This is a genomic window from Streptomyces ficellus (assembly GCF_009739905.1).
Taxonomy (GTDB): Bacteria; Actinomycetota; Actinomycetes; order Streptomycetales; family Streptomycetaceae; genus Streptomyces; species Streptomyces ficellus_A.
The window spans coordinates 4,079,716-4,099,675 of the sequence record NZ_CP034279.1; the positions used below are offsets into that span (position 1 = coordinate 4,079,716).

The following is a 19,960-nucleotide window of genomic DNA, read 5'->3' on the forward strand; positions in this document are numbered from 1 at the left end:
ACTGCCGTGTCCCGGAGGGAGCGCCCCGTGTCCGATGCCCTGCTGGCCGACCTGCGCGAGGAGAGCGAGGAGCTCGACCGGCTGGTCGCGGACCTGAGACCGGACGGCTGGGCCACCCCCACCCCCGCGCCGCGCTGGACCGTCGCCCACCAGATCGCCCACCTCGCCTGGACCGACGACGCGGCCCTGCTCGCGGTCACCGACCCGGACGGGTTCGCCGCGCACGCCGCACAGGCGCTGAAGGACCCCGACGGCTTCGTCGACGAGGGCGCCGGCGCGGGCGCCGCCGCACCGCCCGCCGAACTCCTCGCCCGCTGGCGCGACGGCCGCACCCGGCTCGCCGACGCCCTGGCAGCCGCCCCCGCCGGCGCCCGCTTCCCCTGGTACGGGCCGCCCATGAGCGCCACGTCCATGGCGACCGCCCGCCTGATGGAGACCTGGGCGCACGGCCAGGACGTCGCCGACGCCCTCGGCGCCGTACGCCCGCCGACCGCCCGCCTGCGCCACGTCGCCTGGATCGGCGTACGCGCCCGGGACTACGCCTACGCGGTACGGGGCCTGACCCCGCCCGCCGAACCGTTCCGCGTGGAGCTGACCGCGCCGGACGGAAGCCCGTGGACCTACGGCCCCGAGGACGCGACCCAGCGGATCACCGGCCCCGCCCTCGACTTCTGCCTCCTGGTCACCCAGCGCGCCCACCGCGACGACACGGCCCTGCGCGCGGAGGGCGCCCACGCGTCCGCCTGGCTGGACATCGCCCAGGCCTTCGCCGGACCGGCCGGCCCCGGCCGCGCGCCCAAGGGGGCCGCGTGAAACGGCCGCTGCGCGTCGGCAACGCCTCCGGCTTCTACGGCGACCGCTTCGACGCCGTGCGCGAGATGCTCACCGGCGGCGAACTCGACGTCCTCACCGGCGACTACCTCGCCGAACTGACCCTGCTCATCCTCGGCCGCGACCGCCTGAAGGACCCGGCCCTCGGTTACGCCAAGACCTTCCTCCGGCAGATGGAGGACGGCCTCGGGCTCGCCCGCGAACGCGGCGTCAAGATCGTCACCAACGCCGGAGGGCTCAACCCCGCCGGGCTCGCCGGCGCGCTGCGCGCCCTCGCGGAACGCCTCGGCCTGCCGGAGGTGCGCGTCGCCCACGTGGAGGGCGACCAGCTGCCGGTGCCCGGCGGGGCGCTCACCGCCAACGCGTACCTCGGCGGCGGGGGCATCACCGCGTGCCTGCGCGGCGGGGCCGACGTGGTGGTGACCGGGCGGGTCACGGACGCCGCCCTGGTCAGCGGGCCGGCGGCCTGGTGGTTCGGCTGGGGGCCCGAGGAGTACGACCGGCTGGCGGGCGCGGTGGTCGCCGGGCACGTCCTGGAGTGCGGCACCCAGGCCACGGGCGGCAACTACGCCTTCTTCACCCGCCACGACGTCCGCCGGCCCGGCTTCCCGGTCGCCGAACTGCACGAGGACGGGTCATCCGTCATCACCAAGCAGCACGCCACCGGCGGCGTCGTCGACACCGGCACCGTCACCGCGCAACTGCTGTACGAGACGGCGGGCGCCCGCTACCCGGGGCCGGACGTGACGGCCCGCCTCGACACCGTGCGCCTCGACGCGGACGGCCCCGACCGGGTGCGGATCTCCGGCGTACGGGGCGAGGCGCCGCCGCCGACGCTGAAAGCCGGGCTGAACCGGCTCGGCGGCTGGCGCAACGAGGTCGTGTTCGTCCTCACCGGGCTCGACGTCGAGGCCAAGGCACGGCTAGTGCGCGAACAGCTGGAGGGCTCGTTCGCGAAGACCTCCGACGTCCGCTGGGAGCTGGCCCGCACCGACCGGCCGGACGCCGCCACCGAGGAGACCGCCAGCGCCCTGCTGCGCCTGGTCGTCCGCGACGCCGACCCCGACGCGGTGGGCCGGGCCGTCACCGGCGCCGCCGTGGAGCTGGCCCTCGGCAGCTACCCGGGCTTCCACGTCACCGCCCCGCCCGGCAAGGGCGCGCCCTACGGGGTGTTCGAAGCGGCGTACGTCGACCCCACCGGCGTCACGCACACCGCCGTGCTCCCCGGCGGCGAACGCGTGGTGATCCCGCCCGCGGCAGCCACCCGCCCCCTGGAACCCGTACCCGAACCGCCCCTGCCCGAGCCGCTGCCGCCCGGACCGGTCCGGCGCGCCCCGCTCGGGCTGGTCGCCGGGGCGAGGAGCGGCGACAAGGGCGGCGACGCCAACATCGGGGTGTGGGCCCCCACGGACCGGGCGTGGCGCTGGCTCGCCCACACGCTGACGACCGACCGGCTGCGCGAACTGCTCCCCGAGACCGCCTCCCTGGACGTCGAACGGCACGTCCTGCCGAACCTCCGCGCGCTGAACTTCACCGTCACCGGGCTGCTCGGCGAGGGCGTCGCCGCCCAGGCCCGCTTCGACCCCCAGGCCAAGGCGCTGGGCGAATGGCTGCGCGCCCGCCACCTCGACCTACCGGAGGCCCTGCTGTGACCGTCCTCCCCACCGCCCTCGACACCACCGCGGACGACTACGCCGCCCACCGCGCGACCATGCTCGGCAGGCTCGCCGAGCTGGAGACCGAGCACGCCAGGGCGCTGGCCGGCGGCGGCGAGAAGTACACCGAACGGCACCGGGGGCGCGGCAAGCTCCTGGCCCGCGAACGGATCGAGCTGCTCCTCGACCCCGACGCGCCGTTCCTCGAACTGTCCCCGCTGGCCGCCTGGGGCAGCGACTACCCGGTGGGCGCCTCGATCGTCACCGGCATCGGGGTCGTCGAAGGCGTCGAATGCCTGATCACCGCCAACGACCCGACCGTGCGCGGCGGCGCGTCCAACCCGTGGACGCTGAAGAAGGCGCTGCGCGCCAACGAGATCGCGTACGCCAACCGCCTGCCCTGCATCTCCCTCGTCGAGTCCGGCGGCGCCGATCTGCCGTCCCAGAAGGAGATCTTCATCCCCGGCGGGGCGCTGTTCCGTGACCTCACCCGCCTGTCCGCCGCCGGGATCCCCACCATCGCCGTCGTCTTCGGCAACTCCACGGCGGGCGGCGCCTACGTGCCCGGCATGTCGGACCACACGGTGATGATCAAGGAGCGGTCGAAGGTGTTCCTCGGCGGGCCGCCGCTGGTCAGGATGGCCACCGGCGAGGAGAGCGACGACGAGTCGCTCGGCGGCGCCGAGATGCACGCGCGCGTGTCGGGGCTCGCCGACCACTACGCCGTCGACGAGGCCGACGCGATCCGCCAGGCCCGCCGGATCGTCGCCCGCCTCAACCACCGCAAGGCCCACCCCGACCCCGCCCCGGCCGACCCCCCGAAGTACGACCCGGAGGAGCTGCTCGGCATCGTCCCCGGCGACCTGAAGACGCCGTTCGACCCGCGCGAGGTGATCGCCCGGATCGTCGACGGCTCCGACCTCGACGAGTTCAAGCCGCTGTACGGGCCGTCGCTCACCACGGGCTGGGCGCGCCTGCACGGCTACCCGGTCGGCGTGCTGGCCAACGCGCAAGGGGTGCTGTTCTCCGCCGAGTCCCAGAAGGCCGCGCAGTTCATCCAGCTCGCCAACCAGCGGGACGTCCCCCTGCTGTTCCTGCACAACACCACCGGCTACATGGTCGGCAAGGAGTACGAGCAGGGCGGCATCATCAAGCACGGCGCCATGATGATCAACGCGGTGAGCAACTCGAAGGTCCCGCACCTGTCGGTGCTCGTCGGCGCCTCCTACGGCGCCGGGCACTACGGCATGTGCGGCCGGGCCTACGACCCCCGCTTCCTGTTCGCCTGGCCCAGCGCCAAGTCCGCCGTCATGGGCCCCCAGCAGCTCGCCGGCGTCCTGTCGATCGTCGCCCGGGCCTCCGCCGCCGCCAAGGGCCGGCCCTACGACGACGAGGCCGACGCGGGCCTTCGCGCCATGGTGGAGCAGCAGATCGAGGCCGAGTCCCTGCCCATGTTCCTGTCGGGACGGCTGTACGACGACGGCGTCATCGACCCGCGCGACACCCGCACCGTCCTCGGCCTGTGCCTGTCGGCCATCCACACCGCCCCGGTCGAAGGCGCACGCGGCGGCTTCGGCGTCTTCCGGATGTGAGGGACCCCACCATGATCTCCACCGTCCTCGTCGCCAACCGCGCCGAGATCGCCTGCCGCGTCTTCCGCACCTGCCGCGACCTCGGCATCGCCACCGTCGCGGTGTACGCGGACCCCGACGCCGGTGCCCGCCACGTCCGCGAGGCCGACGCGGCGGTACGCCTGCCGGGCGCGGCGCCCTCGGAGACGTACCTGCGCGGCGACCTGATCGTGAAGGCCGCGCTCGCGGCGGGCGCCGACGCGGTCCACCCCGGATACGGCTTCCTGTCGGAGAGCGCCGACTTCGCGCGGGCCGTCCTGGACGCGGGCCTGACCTGGATCGGCCCGCCGCCCAAGGCCGTCGAGACGATGGCGTCCAAGACCCGCGCCAAGGAACTGATGGCGGCGGCCGGCGTCCCGCTCCTCGCGCCCGTCGACCCGGCGACGGCCACCGCCTCCGACCTGCCGCTGCTGCTGAAGGCGGCGGCCGGCGGCGGCGGGCGCGGCATGCGGGTCGTACGGGACCTGGCCGCGCTGCCCGGCGAGCTGGCGGCGGCGACCGCCGAGGCACGGTCCGCGTTCGGGGACGGCGAGGTGTTCGCGGAGCCGTACGTCGAACGCGGCCGCCACGTCGAGGTGCAGGTCCTCGCCGACGCGCACGGCACGGTGTGGGCGCTCGGCACCCGGGACTGCTCGCTCCAGCGGCGCCACCAGAAGGTCGTCGAGGAGGCCCCGGCGCCCGGCCTCGGAGACGCCCTGCGCGAGACGCTGCACACCTCGGCGGTCGCGGCGGCCAGGGCCGTCGGCTACACCGGCGCGGGCACCGTCGAGTTCCTGGTCGCCGGCGACCGGGCGTACTTCCTGGAGATGAACACCCGGCTCCAGGTCGAACACCCCGTCACGGAAGCCGTCTTCGGGCTCGACCTGGTGGCCCACCAGATCCGGATCGCCGAGGGCGCCCCCCTGCCGCCCGAGCCGCCCGCCCCGAGCGGCCACGCCGTGGAGGCCCGCCTGTACGCGGAGGACCCGGCCCACGACTGGGCGCCCCAGACGGGCGTCGTGCACGCCCTGGACGTCCCCCGGGGCGCCGGACTCCGCGTCGACGCCGGGTACGCGGCGGGCGACACGGTCGGCGTCCACTACGACGCCATGCTCGCCAAGGTCGTCGCCCACGCCCCCACCCGGGGCGAGGCGGTCCGCGTCCTCGCCCACGCCCTCGACCGCGCCCGGGTGCACGGCCCGGTCACCAACCGGGACCTGCTCGTCCGCTCGCTGCGGCACCCCGACTTCGCGGCGGGACGGATCGACACCGGCTTCTACGATCGGCACCTCGGCGCGCTCACCGCACCCCCGCCCGGCGACGAGTACGCGGCCGTTGCCGCCGCCCTGGCCGCCGCGTCCGCCCGCTCCGGCCGGTTCGGCGCCTTCCGCAACGTCCCCTCGCAGCCGCAGAGCGCCCGCTACGGCGACCACGAGGTGCGCTACCGGCCCACCCGCGGCGGCTCCTTCACCGTCGAGTCCCACCCGCACGCGCGCGTGGTGGCCGTTTCCCCCGAGTGCGTCAGCCTCGACGTGGACGGTGTCGTGCGGCGCTTCCAGGTCGCCGCGTACGGCGACGGCGTCGTCCACGTGAACGGCCACCGGCTGGCCGCCCACCCCCGGTTCACCGACCCCGCCGAGCGCACCGCGCCCGGCTCGCTGCTCGCGCCCATGCCCGGCACCGTCGTCCGCGTCGCCGACGTGCGGATTGGCGACCGGGTGGAGGCGGGGCAGCCCCTCGTCTGGCTGGAGGCGATGAAGATGGAGCACCGCGTCACCGCTCCCGCCCCCGGCACGCTCACCGCGCTCCACGCCGCCCCCGGCCACCAGGTCGAGGTCGGTGCCCTGCTCGCCGTCGTACAGCACGTACAGGAAGCACAGGAAGCACAGGAAGCACCGGAGAAGGAGACCGACCTATGAGCACCGTCGTCGAGACCGAGGAACAGTCCGCCCTCCGCGCCGCCGTCGCCGCACTCGGCCGCCGCCACGGGCGCGCCCACGACGAGGCGGCCCGGGACGCCCTGTGGGCCGAGGCGGGGAAGCTCGGCTACCTCGGGGTCAACCTGCCCGAGGAGTACGGCGGCGGGGGCGGCGGCATGGCCGAACTGTCCATCGTCCTCGAAGAGCTCGGCGCGGCCGGCTGCCCGCTGCTCATGATGGTCGTCTCGCCCGCCATCTGCGGCACCGTCGTCGCCCGCTTCGGCACCGGCGCCCAGAAGGCCGCCTGGCTGCCGGGGCTCGCCGACGGGAGCCGCACCATGGCGTTCGGCATCACCGAGCCCGACGCGGGCTCCAACTCCCACCGGATCACCACCACCGCCCGCCGGGACGGCGACGACTGGGTGCTGACCGGCCGGAAGGTCTTCGTCTCGGGCGTCGACATCGCCGACGCCACGCTGATCGTCGGCCGCACCGAGGACGCCCGCACCGGGAAGCTCAAGCCGTGCCTGTTCATCGTCCCGCGCGACGCCCCCGGCTTCGGCCGCCGCCGCATCGACATGGAACTCAACGCCCACGAGAAGCAGTTCGAGCTGACCCTCGACGACGTGCGCCTCCCGGCGGACGCGCTGGTGGGCGACGAGGACGCCGGGCTGCTCCAGCTGTTCGCCGGGCTCAACCCCGAACGCATCATGACGGCCGCGTTCGCCCTCGGGATGGGCCGGTACGCCGTGACGAAGGCCGTCGCATACGCCAGGGACCGCCAGGTGTGGAAGGCCCCCATCGGCGCCCACCAGGCGATCGCCCACCCCCTCGCCCAGGTCCACATCGAACTGGAACTGGCCCGCCTGATGATGCAGAAGGCGGCCCACCTCTACGACGCGGGCGACGACACGGGCGCCGGTGAGGCCGCCAACATGGCCAAGTACGCGGCCGCCGAGGCGTGCGTGCGGGCCGTCGACAGCGCCGTCCACACCCTCGGCGGCAACGGCCTCACCCGCGAGTTCGGCCTCGCGTCGCTCATCACCGCGTCGCGAGTGGCACGCATCGCTCCGGTCAGCCGGGAAATGATTCTGAACTACGTGTCCCACCAGACCCTGGGCCTGCCCAAGTCGTACTGAGCACACCCCGTGCCCGGTACCGCCGTACCGACAGGAGCCGTGATGGTGTTCCACAGCGCGTACGCGGACGTTCCCCCCGTCTCCCTCCCCATCCACGACGCGGTCCTGGCCCGGTCGGCCGCCGCGCACCCCGACCGGCCCGCCCTCGTCGACGGCACGGGCGAACTGACCCTCACCTACGGCCGACTCGACACCTACCACCGGCGCCTCGCCGCCGCGTTCGCCGAGGCGGGGCTGCGCAAGGGCGACGTCCTCGCCCTGCACAGCCCCAACACGGTCGCCTACCCGGTCGTCTTCTACGCGGCGACGCGCGCCGGGGCCGCCGTCACCACCGTCCACCCGCTCGCCACCCCGGAGGAGTTCGCCAAGCAGCTGCGCGACAGCGGCGCCCGCTGGATCGTCACCGTCTCGCCACTGCTCGCCACCGCGCGGCGGGCGGCCGAACTCGCCGGCGGCGTCACCGAGATCCTCGTCTGCGACGAGGCCGACGGGCACCGCTCCGTCCTCGACATGCTCGGCTCGACCGCCCCCGAACCGGACGTCACCCTCGACCCGGACGAGGACCTCGCCGCCCTGCCGTACTCCTCGGGCACCACCGGCGTCCCCAAGGGCGTCATGCTCACCCACCGCTCCATCGCCACCAACCTGGCGCAACTGGAACCCACCATCCCCATGGGACCCGGCGACCGGATCCTGGCGGTCCTCCCCTTCTTCCACATCTACGGGCTGACCGCCCTGATGAACGCCCCGCTGCGGATGGGCGCCACCGTCGTCGTCCTGCCCCGCTTCGACCTCGACCAGTTCCTGGCGGCCATCCAGAAGCACCGCATCAACGCCCTGTACGTCGCCCCGCCGATCGTCCTCGCCCTCGCCAAACACCCGGCGGTCGCCCACTACGACCTGTCCTCGCTGGAGTACGTCGTCAGCGCCGCCGCCCCGCTGGACGCCCGCCTCGCCGAAGCCTGCGCCACCCGCCTCGGGCTGCCCCCGGTGCGGCAGGCGTACGGCATGACGGAGCTGTCGCCCGGCACGCACGTCGTCCCGCTCGACGCCACCGACCCGCCGCCCGGCACCGTCGGCAGGCTCCTGCCGAACACCGAGATGCGCATCCTGTCCCTCGACGACCCGGCGAAGGACGCCGCCCCCGGCGACGAGGGCGAGATCGCCATCCGGGGCCCCCAGGTGATGAAGGGCTACCTGGGCCGCCCCGACGCCACCGCCGCGATGATCGACGCCGACGGCTGGGTCCACACCGGCGACGTCGGACGGGTCGACGACGACGGCTGGCTGTTCGTCGTCGACCGGGTCAAGGAACTGATCAAGTACAAGGGCTTCCAGGTCGCCCCGGCCGAACTCGAGGCACTGCTGCTCACCCACCGGGGCGTCGCGGACGCGGCGGTGATCGGGGTGTACGACGACGACGGCAACGAGGTGCCCAAGGCCTACGTCGTACGGCAGCCGGACGCCACCGGCCTCACCGGCGACGACATCATCGCCTTCGTGGCGGGGAAGGTCGCCCCGTACAAGAAGATCCGGCGCGTCGAGTTCATCGACGCCGTGCCCAGGGCGGCGTCGGGCAAAATCCTCCGGCGCGAACTGAGGGAATGGGAAAGGGAACGGGAAAGCGCATGACGAGTCTCGTCACCACCGCGCACGAGCGGGGCATCACCACCCTGACACTGGACTCCCCGGCGAGCCGCAACGCCCTGTCGGCGCGGCTCGTCGGCGAACTGGCCCAGGCACTGGAGAGCTGCGGCAAGGACCCCGCGGTACGGGCCGTGGTGCTCACGCACACCGGCCCCACGTTCTGCGCCGGAGCCGACCTGAAGGCGCCGCCCAGCCCGTACACGTTCGTGGCGCTGCTGCGGGCGCTCGTGGAACTGCCCAAACCGGTGGTCGCCCGCGTCGCCGGGCACGTCCGCGCCGGCGGGCTCGGCATCCTCGGGGCCTGCGACGTCGTCGCCGCCGGGACGGACGTCGACTTCGCGCTCACGGAAGTACGCATCGGGGTCGCCCCGTCCGTGATCTCCCTGTCCCTGCTGCCCCGCCTCGACCCGCGCGCCGCGTCCCGCTACTACCTCACCGGCGAACGGTTCGACGCCGCCGAGGCGGCACGGATCGGGCTGGTCACCGTCGTCGGCGACGACGTGGACGAAGCCCTCGCACCCGTCCTGGACGGCCTGCGCAGGGCCTCGCCCCAGGGGCTGGCCGAGGCCAAGAGGCTGGTCACGGCTAGGGTGCTGGAGACCTTCGAGCGCGACGCGGAGGACCTCGTCCAGCGCTCGGCCTCGCTCTTCGCCTCGGCGGAGGCACGCGAGGGAATGACCGCCTTCCTCGAACGACGGGACCCCGCATGGGTGGTGTGACCACTGCCGCGAAGGAGCCGAAGCAGGACCGCAGCCGGGCCACCCGGCAACGGCTCCTCGCGGCGGCCGTGGCGTGCCTCGCGGAACGCGGCTGGGCCGGCTCGACGGTCTCCGTCGTCGCCGAACACGCCGGCGTCTCCCGGGGCGCGGCACAGCACCACTTCCCCACCCGCGAGGACCTGTTCACCGCCGCCGTCGAGTACGTCGCCGAGGAACGCTCCCAGGCGCTGCGCGCCCTGCCGGTGCAGGACCGCGCGTCGGTCGTCGCCGCCCTCGTCGGCCTCTACACCGGCCCCCTGTTCCGGGCTGCCCTCCACCTGTGGGTCGCCGCCTGCGACGAGGAGCAGCTGCGCCCCCGGGTGACGGAGCTGGAGGCCCGCGTGGGCCGCGAGACCCACCGCATCGCGGTCGAACTGCTGGGCGCCGACGAGTCCCGCCCCGGCGTCCGCGAGACCGTGCAGGGCCTGCTGGACATGGCCCGGGGCCTCGGCCTCGCGAACCTCCTCACCGACGACAGCGCCCGCCGCGACCGGGTGGTCGCCCAGTGGACCGCCCTCCTGGACGGCGCACTGGGCCCGGCGGCCCCATGAGCCCTTAGGAAGAGATGTCCTCGTAGCCGGAGATCTCCTGGGGGCCGCGCGAACCCGGGCCCACGTAGCGGGCGGACGGGCGGACCAGGCGGCCGGTGCGCTTCTGCTCCAGGATGTGCGCCGACCAGCCGGCCGTGCGGGCACAGGTGAACATCGACGTGAACATGTGCGCCGGGACCTCCGCGAAGTCCAGCATGATCGCCGCCCAGAACTCCACGTTCGTCGCCAGGACCCGGTCCGGACGCCGGTTGTGCAGCTCCTCCAGCGCGGCCTTCTCCAGCGCCTCCGCCACCTCGAAGCGCGGCGCGCCCAGCTCCTTGGCGGTGCGGCGCAGGACGCGGGCGCGCGGGTCCTCGGCGCGGTACACGCGGTGGCCGAAGCCCATCAGGCGCTCGCCCTTGTCGAGGGCCCGCTTGACGTACGCGGTGGCGTCACCGGTCCGCTCGATCTCCTCGATCATGCCGAGGACGCGGGACGGCGCCCCGCCGTGCAGCGGGCCCGACATGGCGCCGACGGCACCGGACAGCGCCGCCGCCACGTCCGCGCCCGTGGAGGCGATGACGCGGGCGGTGAACGTGGAGGCGTTCATGCCGTGCTCGGCGGCGGACGTCCAGTACGCGTCGACGGCCTTCACGTGCTTGGGGTCCGGCTCGCCGCGCCAGCGGATCATGAACCGCTCGACGACGGACTCCGCCTTGTCGATCTCGCTCTGCGGCACCATCGGCAGGCCCTGCCCGCGCGCCGACTGCGCGACGTACGACAGCGCCATCACGGCCGCCCGCGCGAGGTCGTCGCGCGCCTGCTCCTCGTCGATGTCGAGCAGCGGCTTCAGGCCCCACACGGGCGCGAGCATGGCGAGCGCGGACTGCACGTCGACGCGGATGTCACCGGAGTGCACCGGGATCGGGAACGGCTCGGCGGGCGGCAGGCCGGGGTTGAACGCCCCGTCGACCAGCAGGCCCCACACGTTCCCGAACGAGACCTGGCCCACCAGGTCCTCGATGTCGACGCCGCGGTAGCGGAGCGCGCCGCCCTCCTTGTCCGGTTCGGCGATCTCCGTTTCGAACGCGACGACCCCTTCGAGACCGGGTACGAAGTCGGACATCAGGCGGCTCCTCGTGAGGTGAGTCTTCCAGTGGTGGTGCCCCGTACGGCTGGTGGTCGTCCGGCACCGTCGTCGGGAGGGAACAGTGACCCAGCCCATGAGTCTGTCGGGTTCCTCCGATGCGGGGAAGCGTGACATCCGGCACACTGCGCCGAACCGGTCAGGCAGGATTAGTGGCACGCGGTGCCGGGCAGACTGGGCCGCTACGGCAGGATGGCCCCGTGACAGACGCTCTCGATCCAGCAGCTCTCGATCCCGCCGACATGCGCGAGCAGTACCGCACCGCCGAACTGCGGGAGGCGGACCTCGCGGCCGAGCCGATGGAACAGTTCACGCGCTGGTTCAAGGACGCCGCCGGCAGCGACGCGATCACCGAGCCCAACGCCATGGTCGTGTCCACGGCCACGCCCGACGGCCGGCCCTCGTCGCGAACGGTGCTCCTGAAGCACTACGACGAAGGAGGCTTCGTCTTCTTCACCAACTACGGCTCCCGCAAGGGCACGGAGCTGGAGACCAACCCGTACGTCTCACTCCTCTTCCCCTGGCACCCCGTCGCCCGCCAGGTCCTCGTCACCGGCACCGCGACCCGCGTCGGCCGCGACGAGACCGCCGCCTACTTCCGCACCCGCCCGCACGGCTCCCAGCTCGGTGCGTGGGCCAGCGAACAGTCCTCGGTGATCGCCTCCCGGGCGGAGCTCCTCGCCCGCTACGAGGAACTCGCCACCCGCTACCCGCAGGCCGAGCAGGTGCCCGTCCCGCCCCACTGGGGCGGCTTCCGCGTCACCCCGGAGACCGTCGAGTTCTGGCAGGGCCACGAGAACCGCCTCCACGACCGGCTGCGGTACGTCCGCGACGGCGACGCCTGGCGGGTCGAGCGGCTGGCGCCGTAGGCGCGGGGGTGCCGGGGCGCGGGTTCCGCGCCGCGCGTTACGACAGGTCGACGGCGGCCAGCAGCGGTCCGGCGGCCATCAGCGCGTACTGGGCGAACACCGCGCCGCGCCGGACGGCGTGGCCCACGGCTTCCTTGGGCAGGCTCATCGCCCACAGGCCCACCAGTCCGGAGAAGCCGAGCGCCCACAGGGCCAGCTCGGTGGACGGGCCGCTGGCGCCGTCGCCGGAGTACGCCTGGTGGAGCACGATGCCCACGGTCAGGAGGAAGGCGAACACCAGCAGCAGCAGTCCGATGCCGGCGAACACGCGGACGGCCCCGGTGCTCGGGGCGAACGTGGGGGCGGTCGTCTCTGTGGTGTCCATGACGGCCATCCTGGTCGCCGGCCGGTGGGCGGGGCATGGTCCCCGGTACTCAGATCGTGGCGCGGTGGTACTCAGGGGTGGGTGCCGGGGAGCCCGGGTGCCGGGCAAGCAGAAACCCGCGGGCTCTGGCTCTCCTGACGGAGAGGCCGGCCGGATGTGCCGGCGAGCCCGCGGGTCGGTGACTGCTGGAGATTGCGGCAGGAGGCCTGCCGACATGTGCACAGAGTGCGACAACAGGCCTCAGCCCGCAGTCACCTCACGCATCCGAAAAGAAACCACTTCCGGATCACCTCCTTTCTTCGTGTGCTCCACACCCTAGGAACCGTCTCCGCGCCCCACAACCGGTTTTTCCGAGCGGGTTCGAGCGGGGTTCGAGCAGGGGGATTTCCGGGAACCGGCTGTGCGCTGCGTCACGTTCCAGTTGAATGACCGGTGGCGTGCACGTGCACGTGAGTACACGTCCTGCAGGGGGTACCGGGATGAGTGCGTCCAGGAGCGAGACCGCGAGGGCCCTGGGGCCCGGGGCGGATCTGCTCGCCGCGCTGCTCGACGGGATGGACGCGGCACTGTGCGCGTTCGACGCCGACGGGGTGATCACCCACTGGAACCGGGAGGCCGAACGGATCCTCGGGTGGAGCACCGAGGAGGCCGTCGGACGCAGCGGCTTCGCCGGATGGGCCGTCCGCAGCGCCGACGCCGACGACGTGCGGCAGCGCCTGATGGCCGTCATGGACACGCCCGGCAGACAGGTCCACGAGTTCGCCCTCCTCCGCAAGGACGGCGGCCGCGTCCTCGTGCGCACCCAGTCGGCCGGCGTCCGGGGCGCGGACGGCGCACCCGCCGGGGTGTACTGCGCCTTCAGCGAGGTGCACGCCCAGATCGACCTGGAGCGGTCGATCGCGCTGAGCGAGGCGCTGTTCGAGGACGCCTCCTGGGGCGTCGTCCTCGTCGACGTCGACCTGCGCCCCGCCGTCGTGAACGCCCACGCCGCGCAGGCCCTCGGCGCCGCCCGTACGTCGCTGCTCGGGCGGCCGCTCGGCGAACTGGTCGTGCAGGGCGTGGAAGAACTGGAGGGCGCCCTCCACCACGTCCTGGCGGAAGGCGCGCCCCGGGCGCCCGTCGAGCTGTGGGTGACCCTCAGGACGCCCGAGGGGGAGCGGCGGCGCTGCTGGCGCAGCGGCTTCCTGCGGCTGGCGTCACCGCTCGCCGAGGAACCGGTTCCGCTGGGGGTCGGCTGGCTGTTCCGCGACGTCACGGACGCGAAACTCGCCGAACAGGAGGCCGACCGGATGCGGTTCAGGGTCAGCCAGCTGCACCGGGCGGGCGGCGCGGCGGCCGAGTGCGAGGACCCGATGGACGCCGCGGCCACCTACCTGGACTTCGCGCTCGCCGGGTTCGCCGACCATGCGCTGGTGGACCTCGCCGAGGGCGGCCGCCTCGTCCGGGCGGCCGCCTCCCCGACCGGGGCGCCCGGCCCGGTGGCCCGCCTCGCCGGCGCGGGAATCCCCGTCCGGTACGCGGCGGGGCACCCCGCGCTCCAGGCCGTGGAGCGGGCGGGCTCCGTGCGCGCGAGCGCCGCGTCCGAGGCGTGGGCGACCGAACGCCAATGGCCCCCGGACGCGGCGCACGCCCTGTGCACGGTGCTCCGCAGCCGCGGCCGCACGCTCGGCGTGGTCACCTTCCTCCGCTCGGCCACCCGCCCCGCCTTCGAACGCCCGGACGCGGTCTACGCGGAAAGCGTCGCGGTCCGCGTAGCCGCGTCGGTGGACCTGTCCCTGTCCCGCGACTGACCCCCACCGGCTGCGTTGCGGCAGTCGTCCCCGCCCACCCCGTTGTGGGCAATCGTTCCGCAGGGCGATGGGGGTCCCCCCTGCTCGAGCGAAGCCGAGAGCTTGGGGGAGGGTGGGCACAACGGGACCGGGGCGGTGCCCTGTCCCGGTTCGCCCTGGGGCGGTGCCTTGGGTGCGGTGACCCCCGGTGGGTGTGGGGCGTGGCCCCTCCGGGCTCGCCTCCTCGCGGTCGGCGGGGCACCCGGCCTCGAAACGGTGCCGTATCTCGCCGCCGATCCGCTGCGGGGGCGACCCTGCACGGCCCCACCCCGGTACGTCGCCGGGTGCGGGTCGTGGGCCGCTACGCGGCGTGCAGCGCGAGCGTGGGGGACAGGCGGGACGCCCGTACCGCCGGATACAGCCCCGCCACCGTGCCGATCACCAGCGTCGCGCCGAACCCGCCGCCCACCGCCCAGGGCGGGACCACCCACGGAAGACCGCCGGACGCGGCGTACGCGCCCGTGGCGGCGGCGCCCAGGGCGACACCCGCCACCCCGCCGAGGCCGGAGAGCATCAGCGACTCGGTGACGAACTGGATCCGGATCTGCCCCCGCGTCGCCCCCAGCGCGCGGCGCAGGCCGATCTCGTGGCGCCGCTCCAACACCGAGATGATCATGGTGTTGGCCACGCCGACCCCGCCGACCAGCAGCGCGATACCGCCCAGGCCGAGCAGCAGCGTCGAGAAGGCGCCCTCCGTCGCCGCCTTGGCGCGCAGCGCCGACGACGGGTCGGTGACCCGGACGTTCTGCGGGTTGCGCGGGTCGACCGTGGCCGCCAGCAGGGCGCGTACGTCCTGGACCGAGGCGTCGGTGGACCGCTCGTACACCGACGTGGGGTGGCCGTCGAAGCCCAGCAGCCGTTCGGCGGCCGCCCAGCCGACGAGGGCGGACCGTTCGATCTCGGGGGCGAGCGGCAGCGGGTCGAGGATGCCGACGACCGTGAAGTACCGGTCGCCGATCCACACCTGGCGCCCCGGCTCCGTGATGCCGAGCCGTTCGGCGGCGATGTGCCCGAGCACGGCTGACGGGTAGCGGCCGTTGGCGCCGTTCAGCCACGTCCCGCGGCCGACCGCGCCGCGCAGCACCTCGAGGAGGTCCTCCGTGGCGGCCTTCACGGCGATGCCGCTCGTCTCCTCCTCGGGGATCTTCTCGGAGCGGCGCACCGACCTGGGCACGTCTCCCGTGGCGCCGACGTGCTGTACGCCGTCGACGCGGCCGACCATGCCGGGCGCGTCCTTCGGCAGCTTGACGTCCTGCCCGGCGAACATCGATTCACCGGGCGTCGCCACCAGCATGTTGGTGCCGAGTGCGTCGAGCTGCCGCATCAACTGGGCCTGGCTGGAAGCGGAGATGCCCACCACCGCGATCATCGTGGCGATGCCGATGGCGATGCCCAGCGCGGACAGCACGATCCGCACCGGCCGGCTGCGCAGCCCGGACGCGCCGACGTGCAGGACGTCGCGGGGCCCGAGCCGGGCGGCTCTCGAACGACGTGCCATCAGGCCGCCACCTTCCTGGTGTCCGCGACGATCCGCCCGTCCCGGAGCCGCACCTGACGCGGCAGTCGTCCGGCGATCTCCGTGTCGTGTGTGATGACGGCGATGGTGGCGCCCTCGTCGTTGAGGGCGTGCAGCAGCTCCATCACCGCCTCCCCGGACGCCGTGTCCAGCGCCCCGGTCGGTTCGTCGGCGAGCAGCAGGTCCGGCCGGCCGACGACCGCTCTGGCGATCGCGACCCGCTGTTTCTGCCCGCCGGACAGCTCGTGCGGCCGGTGCCCCTGGCGGTCGGCGAGCCCGACCCGGGCCAGCGCCTCGGCGGCCAGCGCGCGGCGCCGGGCGCGAGGCAGGCCGGAGTAGAGGAGTCCTTCCGCCACGTTGTCCCGGGCGCTGACCCCCGGCACCAGGTGGAACGCCTGGAACACGAAGCCGATGTGCCGGGCGCGCAGCGCCGACAACCGCCGGTCGGTCAGTTCCGCCACGTCGTGCCCGGCGATCTCCACCCGCCCCGCCGTCGGCCGGTCGAGGGTGCCGACGATGTGCAGCAGCGTGGACTTGCCGGATCCGGACGGGCCGACGATCCCGACCAGCTCGCCCGCCGTGACGGAGAGGTCGACGCCGTCGAGCGCCGTGACGCCGCCCGCGTACTCCTTGGTGACGCCGGTCAGCCGGACGACCGTGTTCACAGGGACGGCACCCCGACCTTCATGCCCTCGCGCAGCCCGCCGCCGCTGACCTCGACCCGGCCGTCGGAGAACATGCCCAGCTCGACCTTCACGTCCCGGCTGCGGCCGCCCTCGACGACCTCGACGCCGAAACCGCCGCCGGGGAGGGCGAGGAGGGCGTTGACGGGGACGGACAGGACGCCCTTGCGGGTCTGGCCGGTGAGGTTCACGGTGACCGGTGACTGGTCGAACGCCCTGACCTTGGCCGGGTCGTCGAAGGACACCGTGATGTCGATCTTCGGCGTCTTGTCCTGCGGGTCGTCGCTGGTTTTCGCGGTCTTGCCGACGCCCGTCACCTCGCCGGGCGCGCTGGTGCCGTCGGGCAGTTCGACCGTGACCTTGGTGCCGGTTTTCGCCAGGGACCCGTCGGACACCGGCAGCTGGAACCGTACGACACGTTCGGCGCCGGTCACGGTGAGCACGGGCTTGCCCGGCCCCACCGGGTCACCGACCGCCCCACCGGTCTCCTTCACCCGGACGGAGCCGGACGCGAAGGCGACCTGGTCGGGTCCGACGCGCCCGGTCTGCTTCAGGTCGTGGGACTCCTGCCAGCGTCTGACGGCGTCGGCGGTGCCCTCGGTGTACGTGTCGTCGACGGCGAGACCGGAACCGAGGCCGAGGTCGCGGAGGTTCTCCTCCAGCTCCTCGACGTCCCGGCCTTCGTCGCCGGGCTTCAGCGTCCGGTACATCGGCCCGCTGCCGTACATGAGCCGGACGGGCCGGCCGTCGACCTCGTACAGCCGTTCGTCGCGCTCGATGGTGGAGCCGGCGCCCGCGATCCAGGTGAGGGTGCCGGAGGGCCCGGCGTTGATGCGGCGCTCCTTGGCGTAGCCGAGGGTGCCGGTCTGCCGGCTGCTGTCGGTGAGGTCACCGCGCTGGACCGTGGCCGTCGCGGACGGGCCGCCGGAGTCCTTGGGCGCGGACTTCTGCTCCGGGGCGCTGTACGCGGTGACGGCGGCGCCGCCGCCCGCCGCGACGACGATGACGGTGAGCGCGACGAGGAGTCGGCGGCGGGTCACCGGGTCTCGCCCCCGCAGACCTTCATCGCCTTGTCGAACTTCTCCTTCTCGGGGCCGGCCGTCGGCATGGGCAGCGCCTGGGCCATCGACCCGTCGAACGTGGGGTCGGGCATGTTGACGCCGTTCTCCCGCATGCAGCGCGCGTACTTCAGCGCCTTGTCCTTGTCGGCCTGGGTGATCTCGCCGGAGCCGGCGCCTCCGCCCTTCCCGCGGCACGCCTTGAAGGCCTTCTCCATCTGCTCCTTGCTGAGGTCGCCGCCGACGGTGATGCCGCGCTCGTCCTGGCCCGGCTTCGGTTCGGGCACGTCCAGCCCGTTCTCGCGCAGGCACGTGCGGTACTCCAGGGCCTGGTCGGCCTTCTTCCCCTCGCCGCTGACGTCCTCGGTCTTCGTCCCGCTCTCCGTGCCCGAGCAGGCGGCGGCGAGCAGGGCGAGGGCGGCCACGGCTGTGCAGTGTCGGATTCTCATGGCCGTGGAGGCTGCCCGGGACGGACGTTTCGCCGCTGCCAAGGGATCCGTTAACACCGCCGAAAGGTGCCCGTGGGTTACACAGGACGCATGCGCGTACTGGTGGTGGAGGACGAGGACTTCCTCGCGGAGATGATCGCGGAGGGCCTGCGCCGGGACGCCCTCGCCGTCGACGTGGCGCCGGACGGCCCGGAGGCGCTGCGGAAACTTCAGTTCGGGGCGTACGACGTCATGGTCCTGGACCGGGACCTGCCGGGCCTCCACGGCGACGAGGTGTGCCGCCGGGTGGTCCGGCAGGGGCTGCTGACCCGCATCCTGATGCTGACGGCGTCCGGCACCGTACGGGACCGGGTGGACGGCCTGGGCCTCGGCGCCGACGACTACCTGACCAAGCCCTTCGCGTACGACGAGCTCCTCGCGCGCGTGCTGGCGCTCGGCCGCCGCGCGCACCCCGCCCTGCCGCCGGTCCTGGAGCGGGCCGGAATCGTGCTCGACACCGCCCGCCGGCAGGCCAGCCGCGACGGGCGGTACCTGAACCTGTCCCGCAAGGAGTTCGCCGTCCTGGAGGCGCTGCTGCGCGCGGAGGGCGCGGTGGTCAGCGGCGAGGACCTGATCGAGCAGGTGTGGGAGGAGCACACCAGCTACCGCACCAGCGCGGTACGGGTCGCCCTGAGCAAGCTGCGCGCCAAGCTGGGCGAGCCGCCCGTGGTGGAGACGGTGCCCGGCGCGGGCTACCGGATCGCCTCGTGAGCAGCGAACGCGCCCGGCTCACCGCGCTGTACGGCGGCCTGCTCGTCGGGGCGGGCGCGCTGCTGACGGGGCTCGTCTACCTGCTCGTACGGGACGGCCTGTACACCTCGATCAGTACGGCGGTGACGACGGCCGTCCCGGCGTCCTCGTTCGACCCCTCCGGGTTCCGGCCCGCGGAGCCGCTGCCCACCCGCTCGGCCGTGCCGGCCAGCCCGCTGCCCGTCCCGCCCGGCGCGGTGGCACGCGGGTACGCGGTCACCCGGCAGCTCAGCGACGCCGCCGAGGAGGCCGCGCTGAGCCGGCTGCTGACCGTCTCGCTGCTGGTCCTCGCCCTGTACGCGCTGGTCTCGGTGGCCCTCGCGTGGTGGATGGCCGGGCGGGTCCTGCGGCCGGTCGCGGTGATCACCGACAAGGCGCGGCGGCTGTCCGGCGAGAACCTCCACGAACGGCTGGCGCTCGCCGGCCCGCCCGGAGAGCTGAAGCGCCTCGCCGACACCTTCGACGGGATGCTCGACCGGATGGAACAGCTCGTCGGGGCGCAGCAGCGGTTCGCGGCGAACGCGGCGCACGAGCTGCGCACCCCGGTGGCGGTGCAGCGGGCGGCCGCGGAGATCGGCCTGGCCGGGGAGCCGGACCGGGAGCGGGTGGACCGCATCCGCGGCAAGCTGATCGCCGTCGCCGACGACAGCGAGCGAATCATCGACGGACTGCTGCTGCTGGCCGCCTCGGACCAGGGCCTGCGGGCCCGGGAGCCGGTCGCCGTCCACGAGGTCGCCCGGTCGGCCGCCGACGCCCTCGCGGCCGAGGCCGCCGCACGGGACGTCACCGTCTCGGTCCAAGCCGAGCCGCTGACCGTCGCCGGCGACGCGGTCCTGCTGGACCGGCTGGTCCACAACCTCGTCGTCAACGGCATCCGGCACAACGCGCGGGGCGGCCGGGTTGCGGTGCGCACCGGGCCCGCGGGCGTCGAGGTCTCCAACACGGGCCCGGTCGTCCCGGCGGAGACCGTGCCGCTGCTCTTCGAGCCGTTCCGGCGGCTCGCGGAACGCCGTCACGCCCCCGGCGAGGGTGCGGGCCTCGGCCTGTCGATCGTCCAGTCCATCGCCCGCGCGCACGGGGCGTCGGCGACGGCGACGGCCCACCCGGCGCCGGACGGCGGACTGACCGTGCGGGTGGACTTCGGCCGGGGGACCGCCTCCTAGGGCG

18 protein-coding genes are annotated in these 19,960 nt (G+C 74.0%); 12 read left to right on the top strand and 6 right to left on the bottom strand.

The window, feature by feature from the left end:
• The first annotated feature begins 27 nt into the window (after positions 1-27).
• Genes EIZ62_RS18330 through EIZ62_RS18365 form a run of 8 tightly spaced genes read left to right on the top strand, consistent with a single transcriptional unit; the run spans position 28 to position 10,110 of the window.
• Positions 28-813 carry a TIGR03084 family metal-binding protein gene (locus EIZ62_RS18330; RefSeq protein WP_156693726.1) on the top strand — a complete coding sequence of 262 codons (786 nt, stop codon included), beginning with the start codon at positions 28-30 and terminating at the stop codon, positions 811-813.
• Entirely contained in the window at positions 810-2,483 is a 1,674-nt protein-coding gene (locus EIZ62_RS18335; RefSeq protein WP_156693727.1) for an acyclic terpene utilization AtuA family protein, read from the top strand. Before EIZ62_RS18330 ends, EIZ62_RS18335 begins: the two co-directional genes overlap by 4 nt.
• Positions 2,480-4,078 (top strand): acyl-CoA carboxylase subunit beta, encoded by a 1,599-nt coding sequence (locus EIZ62_RS18340; RefSeq protein WP_156693728.1) that lies wholly within the window; start codon positions 2,480-2,482, stop codon positions 4,076-4,078. Before EIZ62_RS18335 ends, EIZ62_RS18340 begins: the two co-directional genes overlap by 4 nt.
• 11 nt (positions 4,079-4,089) lie before the next feature.
• Positions 4,090-6,015 (top strand): acetyl/propionyl/methylcrotonyl-CoA carboxylase subunit alpha, encoded by a 1,926-nt coding sequence (locus tag EIZ62_RS18345; protein ID WP_156693729.1) that lies wholly within the window; start codon positions 4,090-4,092, stop codon positions 6,013-6,015.
• Positions 6,012-7,154, top strand: a complete 1,143-nt coding sequence (locus tag EIZ62_RS18350; RefSeq protein ID WP_156693730.1) for an acyl-CoA dehydrogenase family protein — start codon at positions 6,012-6,014, stop codon at positions 7,152-7,154. The genes EIZ62_RS18345 and EIZ62_RS18350 overlap by 4 nt, the downstream gene beginning before the upstream one ends.
• Before the next feature lie 42 nt (positions 7,155-7,196).
• On the top strand, positions 7,197-8,786 hold the full coding sequence (locus EIZ62_RS18355) for a 4-coumarate--CoA ligase family protein (RefSeq protein WP_156693731.1): 1,590 nt from the start codon (positions 7,197-7,199) through the stop codon (positions 8,784-8,786).
• Positions 8,783-9,520 carry an enoyl-CoA hydratase family protein gene (locus tag EIZ62_RS18360; protein ID WP_156693732.1) on the top strand — a complete coding sequence of 246 codons (738 nt, stop codon included), beginning with the start codon at positions 8,783-8,785 and terminating at the stop codon, positions 9,518-9,520. Before EIZ62_RS18355 ends, EIZ62_RS18360 begins: the two co-directional genes overlap by 4 nt.
• On the top strand, positions 9,508-10,110 hold the full coding sequence (locus tag EIZ62_RS18365; protein WP_156693733.1) for a TetR/AcrR family transcriptional regulator: 603 nt from the start codon (positions 9,508-9,510) through the stop codon (positions 10,108-10,110). Before EIZ62_RS18360 ends, EIZ62_RS18365 begins: the two co-directional genes overlap by 13 nt.
• 4 nt (positions 10,111-10,114) lie before the next feature.
• Here EIZ62_RS18365 and EIZ62_RS18370 read toward each other — a convergent pair whose 3' ends face one another.
• A complete protein-coding gene (locus tag EIZ62_RS18370) occupies positions 10,115-11,215 on the bottom strand; it encodes a citrate synthase 2 (RefSeq protein ID WP_156693734.1) in 1,101 nt (366 codons plus the stop codon).
• A 221-nt stretch (positions 11,216-11,436) separates the two neighbouring features.
• On the opposite strand from EIZ62_RS18370, the gene pdxH reads away from it, so the two are divergent.
• On the top strand, positions 11,437-12,105 hold the full coding sequence (gene pdxH, locus EIZ62_RS18375; RefSeq protein WP_156693735.1) for a pyridoxamine 5'-phosphate oxidase: 669 nt from the start codon (positions 11,437-11,439) through the stop codon (positions 12,103-12,105).
• A 37-nt stretch (positions 12,106-12,142) separates the two neighbouring features.
• Here pdxH and EIZ62_RS18380 read toward each other — a convergent pair whose 3' ends face one another.
• Entirely contained in the window at positions 12,143-12,469 is a 327-nt protein-coding gene (locus EIZ62_RS18380) for a hypothetical protein (protein ID WP_156693736.1), read from the bottom strand.
• A 479-nt stretch (positions 12,470-12,948) separates the two neighbouring features.
• On the opposite strand from EIZ62_RS18380, the gene EIZ62_RS18385 reads away from it, so the two are divergent.
• The gene (locus tag EIZ62_RS18385; RefSeq protein ID WP_156693737.1) at positions 12,949-14,259 is read left to right on the top strand and encodes a PAS domain-containing protein; all 1,311 of its coding nucleotides are present in this window, start codon (positions 12,949-12,951) and stop codon (positions 14,257-14,259) included.
• Positions 14,260-14,599: 340 nt separating this feature from the next.
• On the opposite strand, the gene EIZ62_RS18390 is transcribed toward EIZ62_RS18385, so the two are convergent.
• Genes EIZ62_RS18390 through EIZ62_RS18405 form a run of 4 tightly spaced genes read right to left on the bottom strand, consistent with a single transcriptional unit; the run spans position 14,600 to position 18,004 of the window.
• On the bottom strand, positions 14,600-15,796 hold the full coding sequence (locus tag EIZ62_RS18390; protein WP_156693738.1) for an ABC transporter permease: 1,197 nt from the start codon (positions 15,794-15,796) through the stop codon (positions 14,600-14,602).
• On the bottom strand, positions 15,796-16,479 hold the full coding sequence (locus EIZ62_RS18395) for an ABC transporter ATP-binding protein (protein WP_156693739.1): 684 nt from the start codon (positions 16,477-16,479) through the stop codon (positions 15,796-15,798). The genes EIZ62_RS18390 and EIZ62_RS18395 overlap by 1 nt, the downstream gene beginning before the upstream one ends.
• Positions 16,476-17,537, bottom strand: coding sequence for an efflux RND transporter periplasmic adaptor subunit (locus EIZ62_RS18400; RefSeq protein WP_244375777.1), 1,062 nt, complete (start codon positions 17,535-17,537; stop codon positions 16,476-16,478). The genes EIZ62_RS18395 and EIZ62_RS18400 overlap by 4 nt, the downstream gene beginning before the upstream one ends.
• Complete coding sequence (locus EIZ62_RS18405; RefSeq protein WP_156693740.1) at positions 17,534-18,004, bottom strand: hypothetical protein; 471 nt, start codon at positions 18,002-18,004, stop codon at positions 17,534-17,536. Before EIZ62_RS18405 ends, EIZ62_RS18400 begins: the two co-directional genes overlap by 4 nt.
• A gap of 90 nt (positions 18,005-18,094) precedes the next feature.
• Between EIZ62_RS18405 and EIZ62_RS18410 the strand changes: the two genes are divergently transcribed.
• Both EIZ62_RS18410 and EIZ62_RS18415 read left to right on the top strand, forming a co-directional pair.
• Complete coding sequence (locus tag EIZ62_RS18410) at positions 18,095-18,754, top strand: response regulator transcription factor (protein ID WP_156693741.1); 660 nt, start codon at positions 18,095-18,097, stop codon at positions 18,752-18,754.
• Positions 18,751-19,956, top strand: coding sequence for an ATP-binding protein (locus tag EIZ62_RS18415; protein WP_156693742.1), 1,206 nt, complete (start codon positions 18,751-18,753; stop codon positions 19,954-19,956). The genes EIZ62_RS18410 and EIZ62_RS18415 overlap by 4 nt, the downstream gene beginning before the upstream one ends.
• Positions 19,957-19,960: the final 4 nt, after the last annotated feature.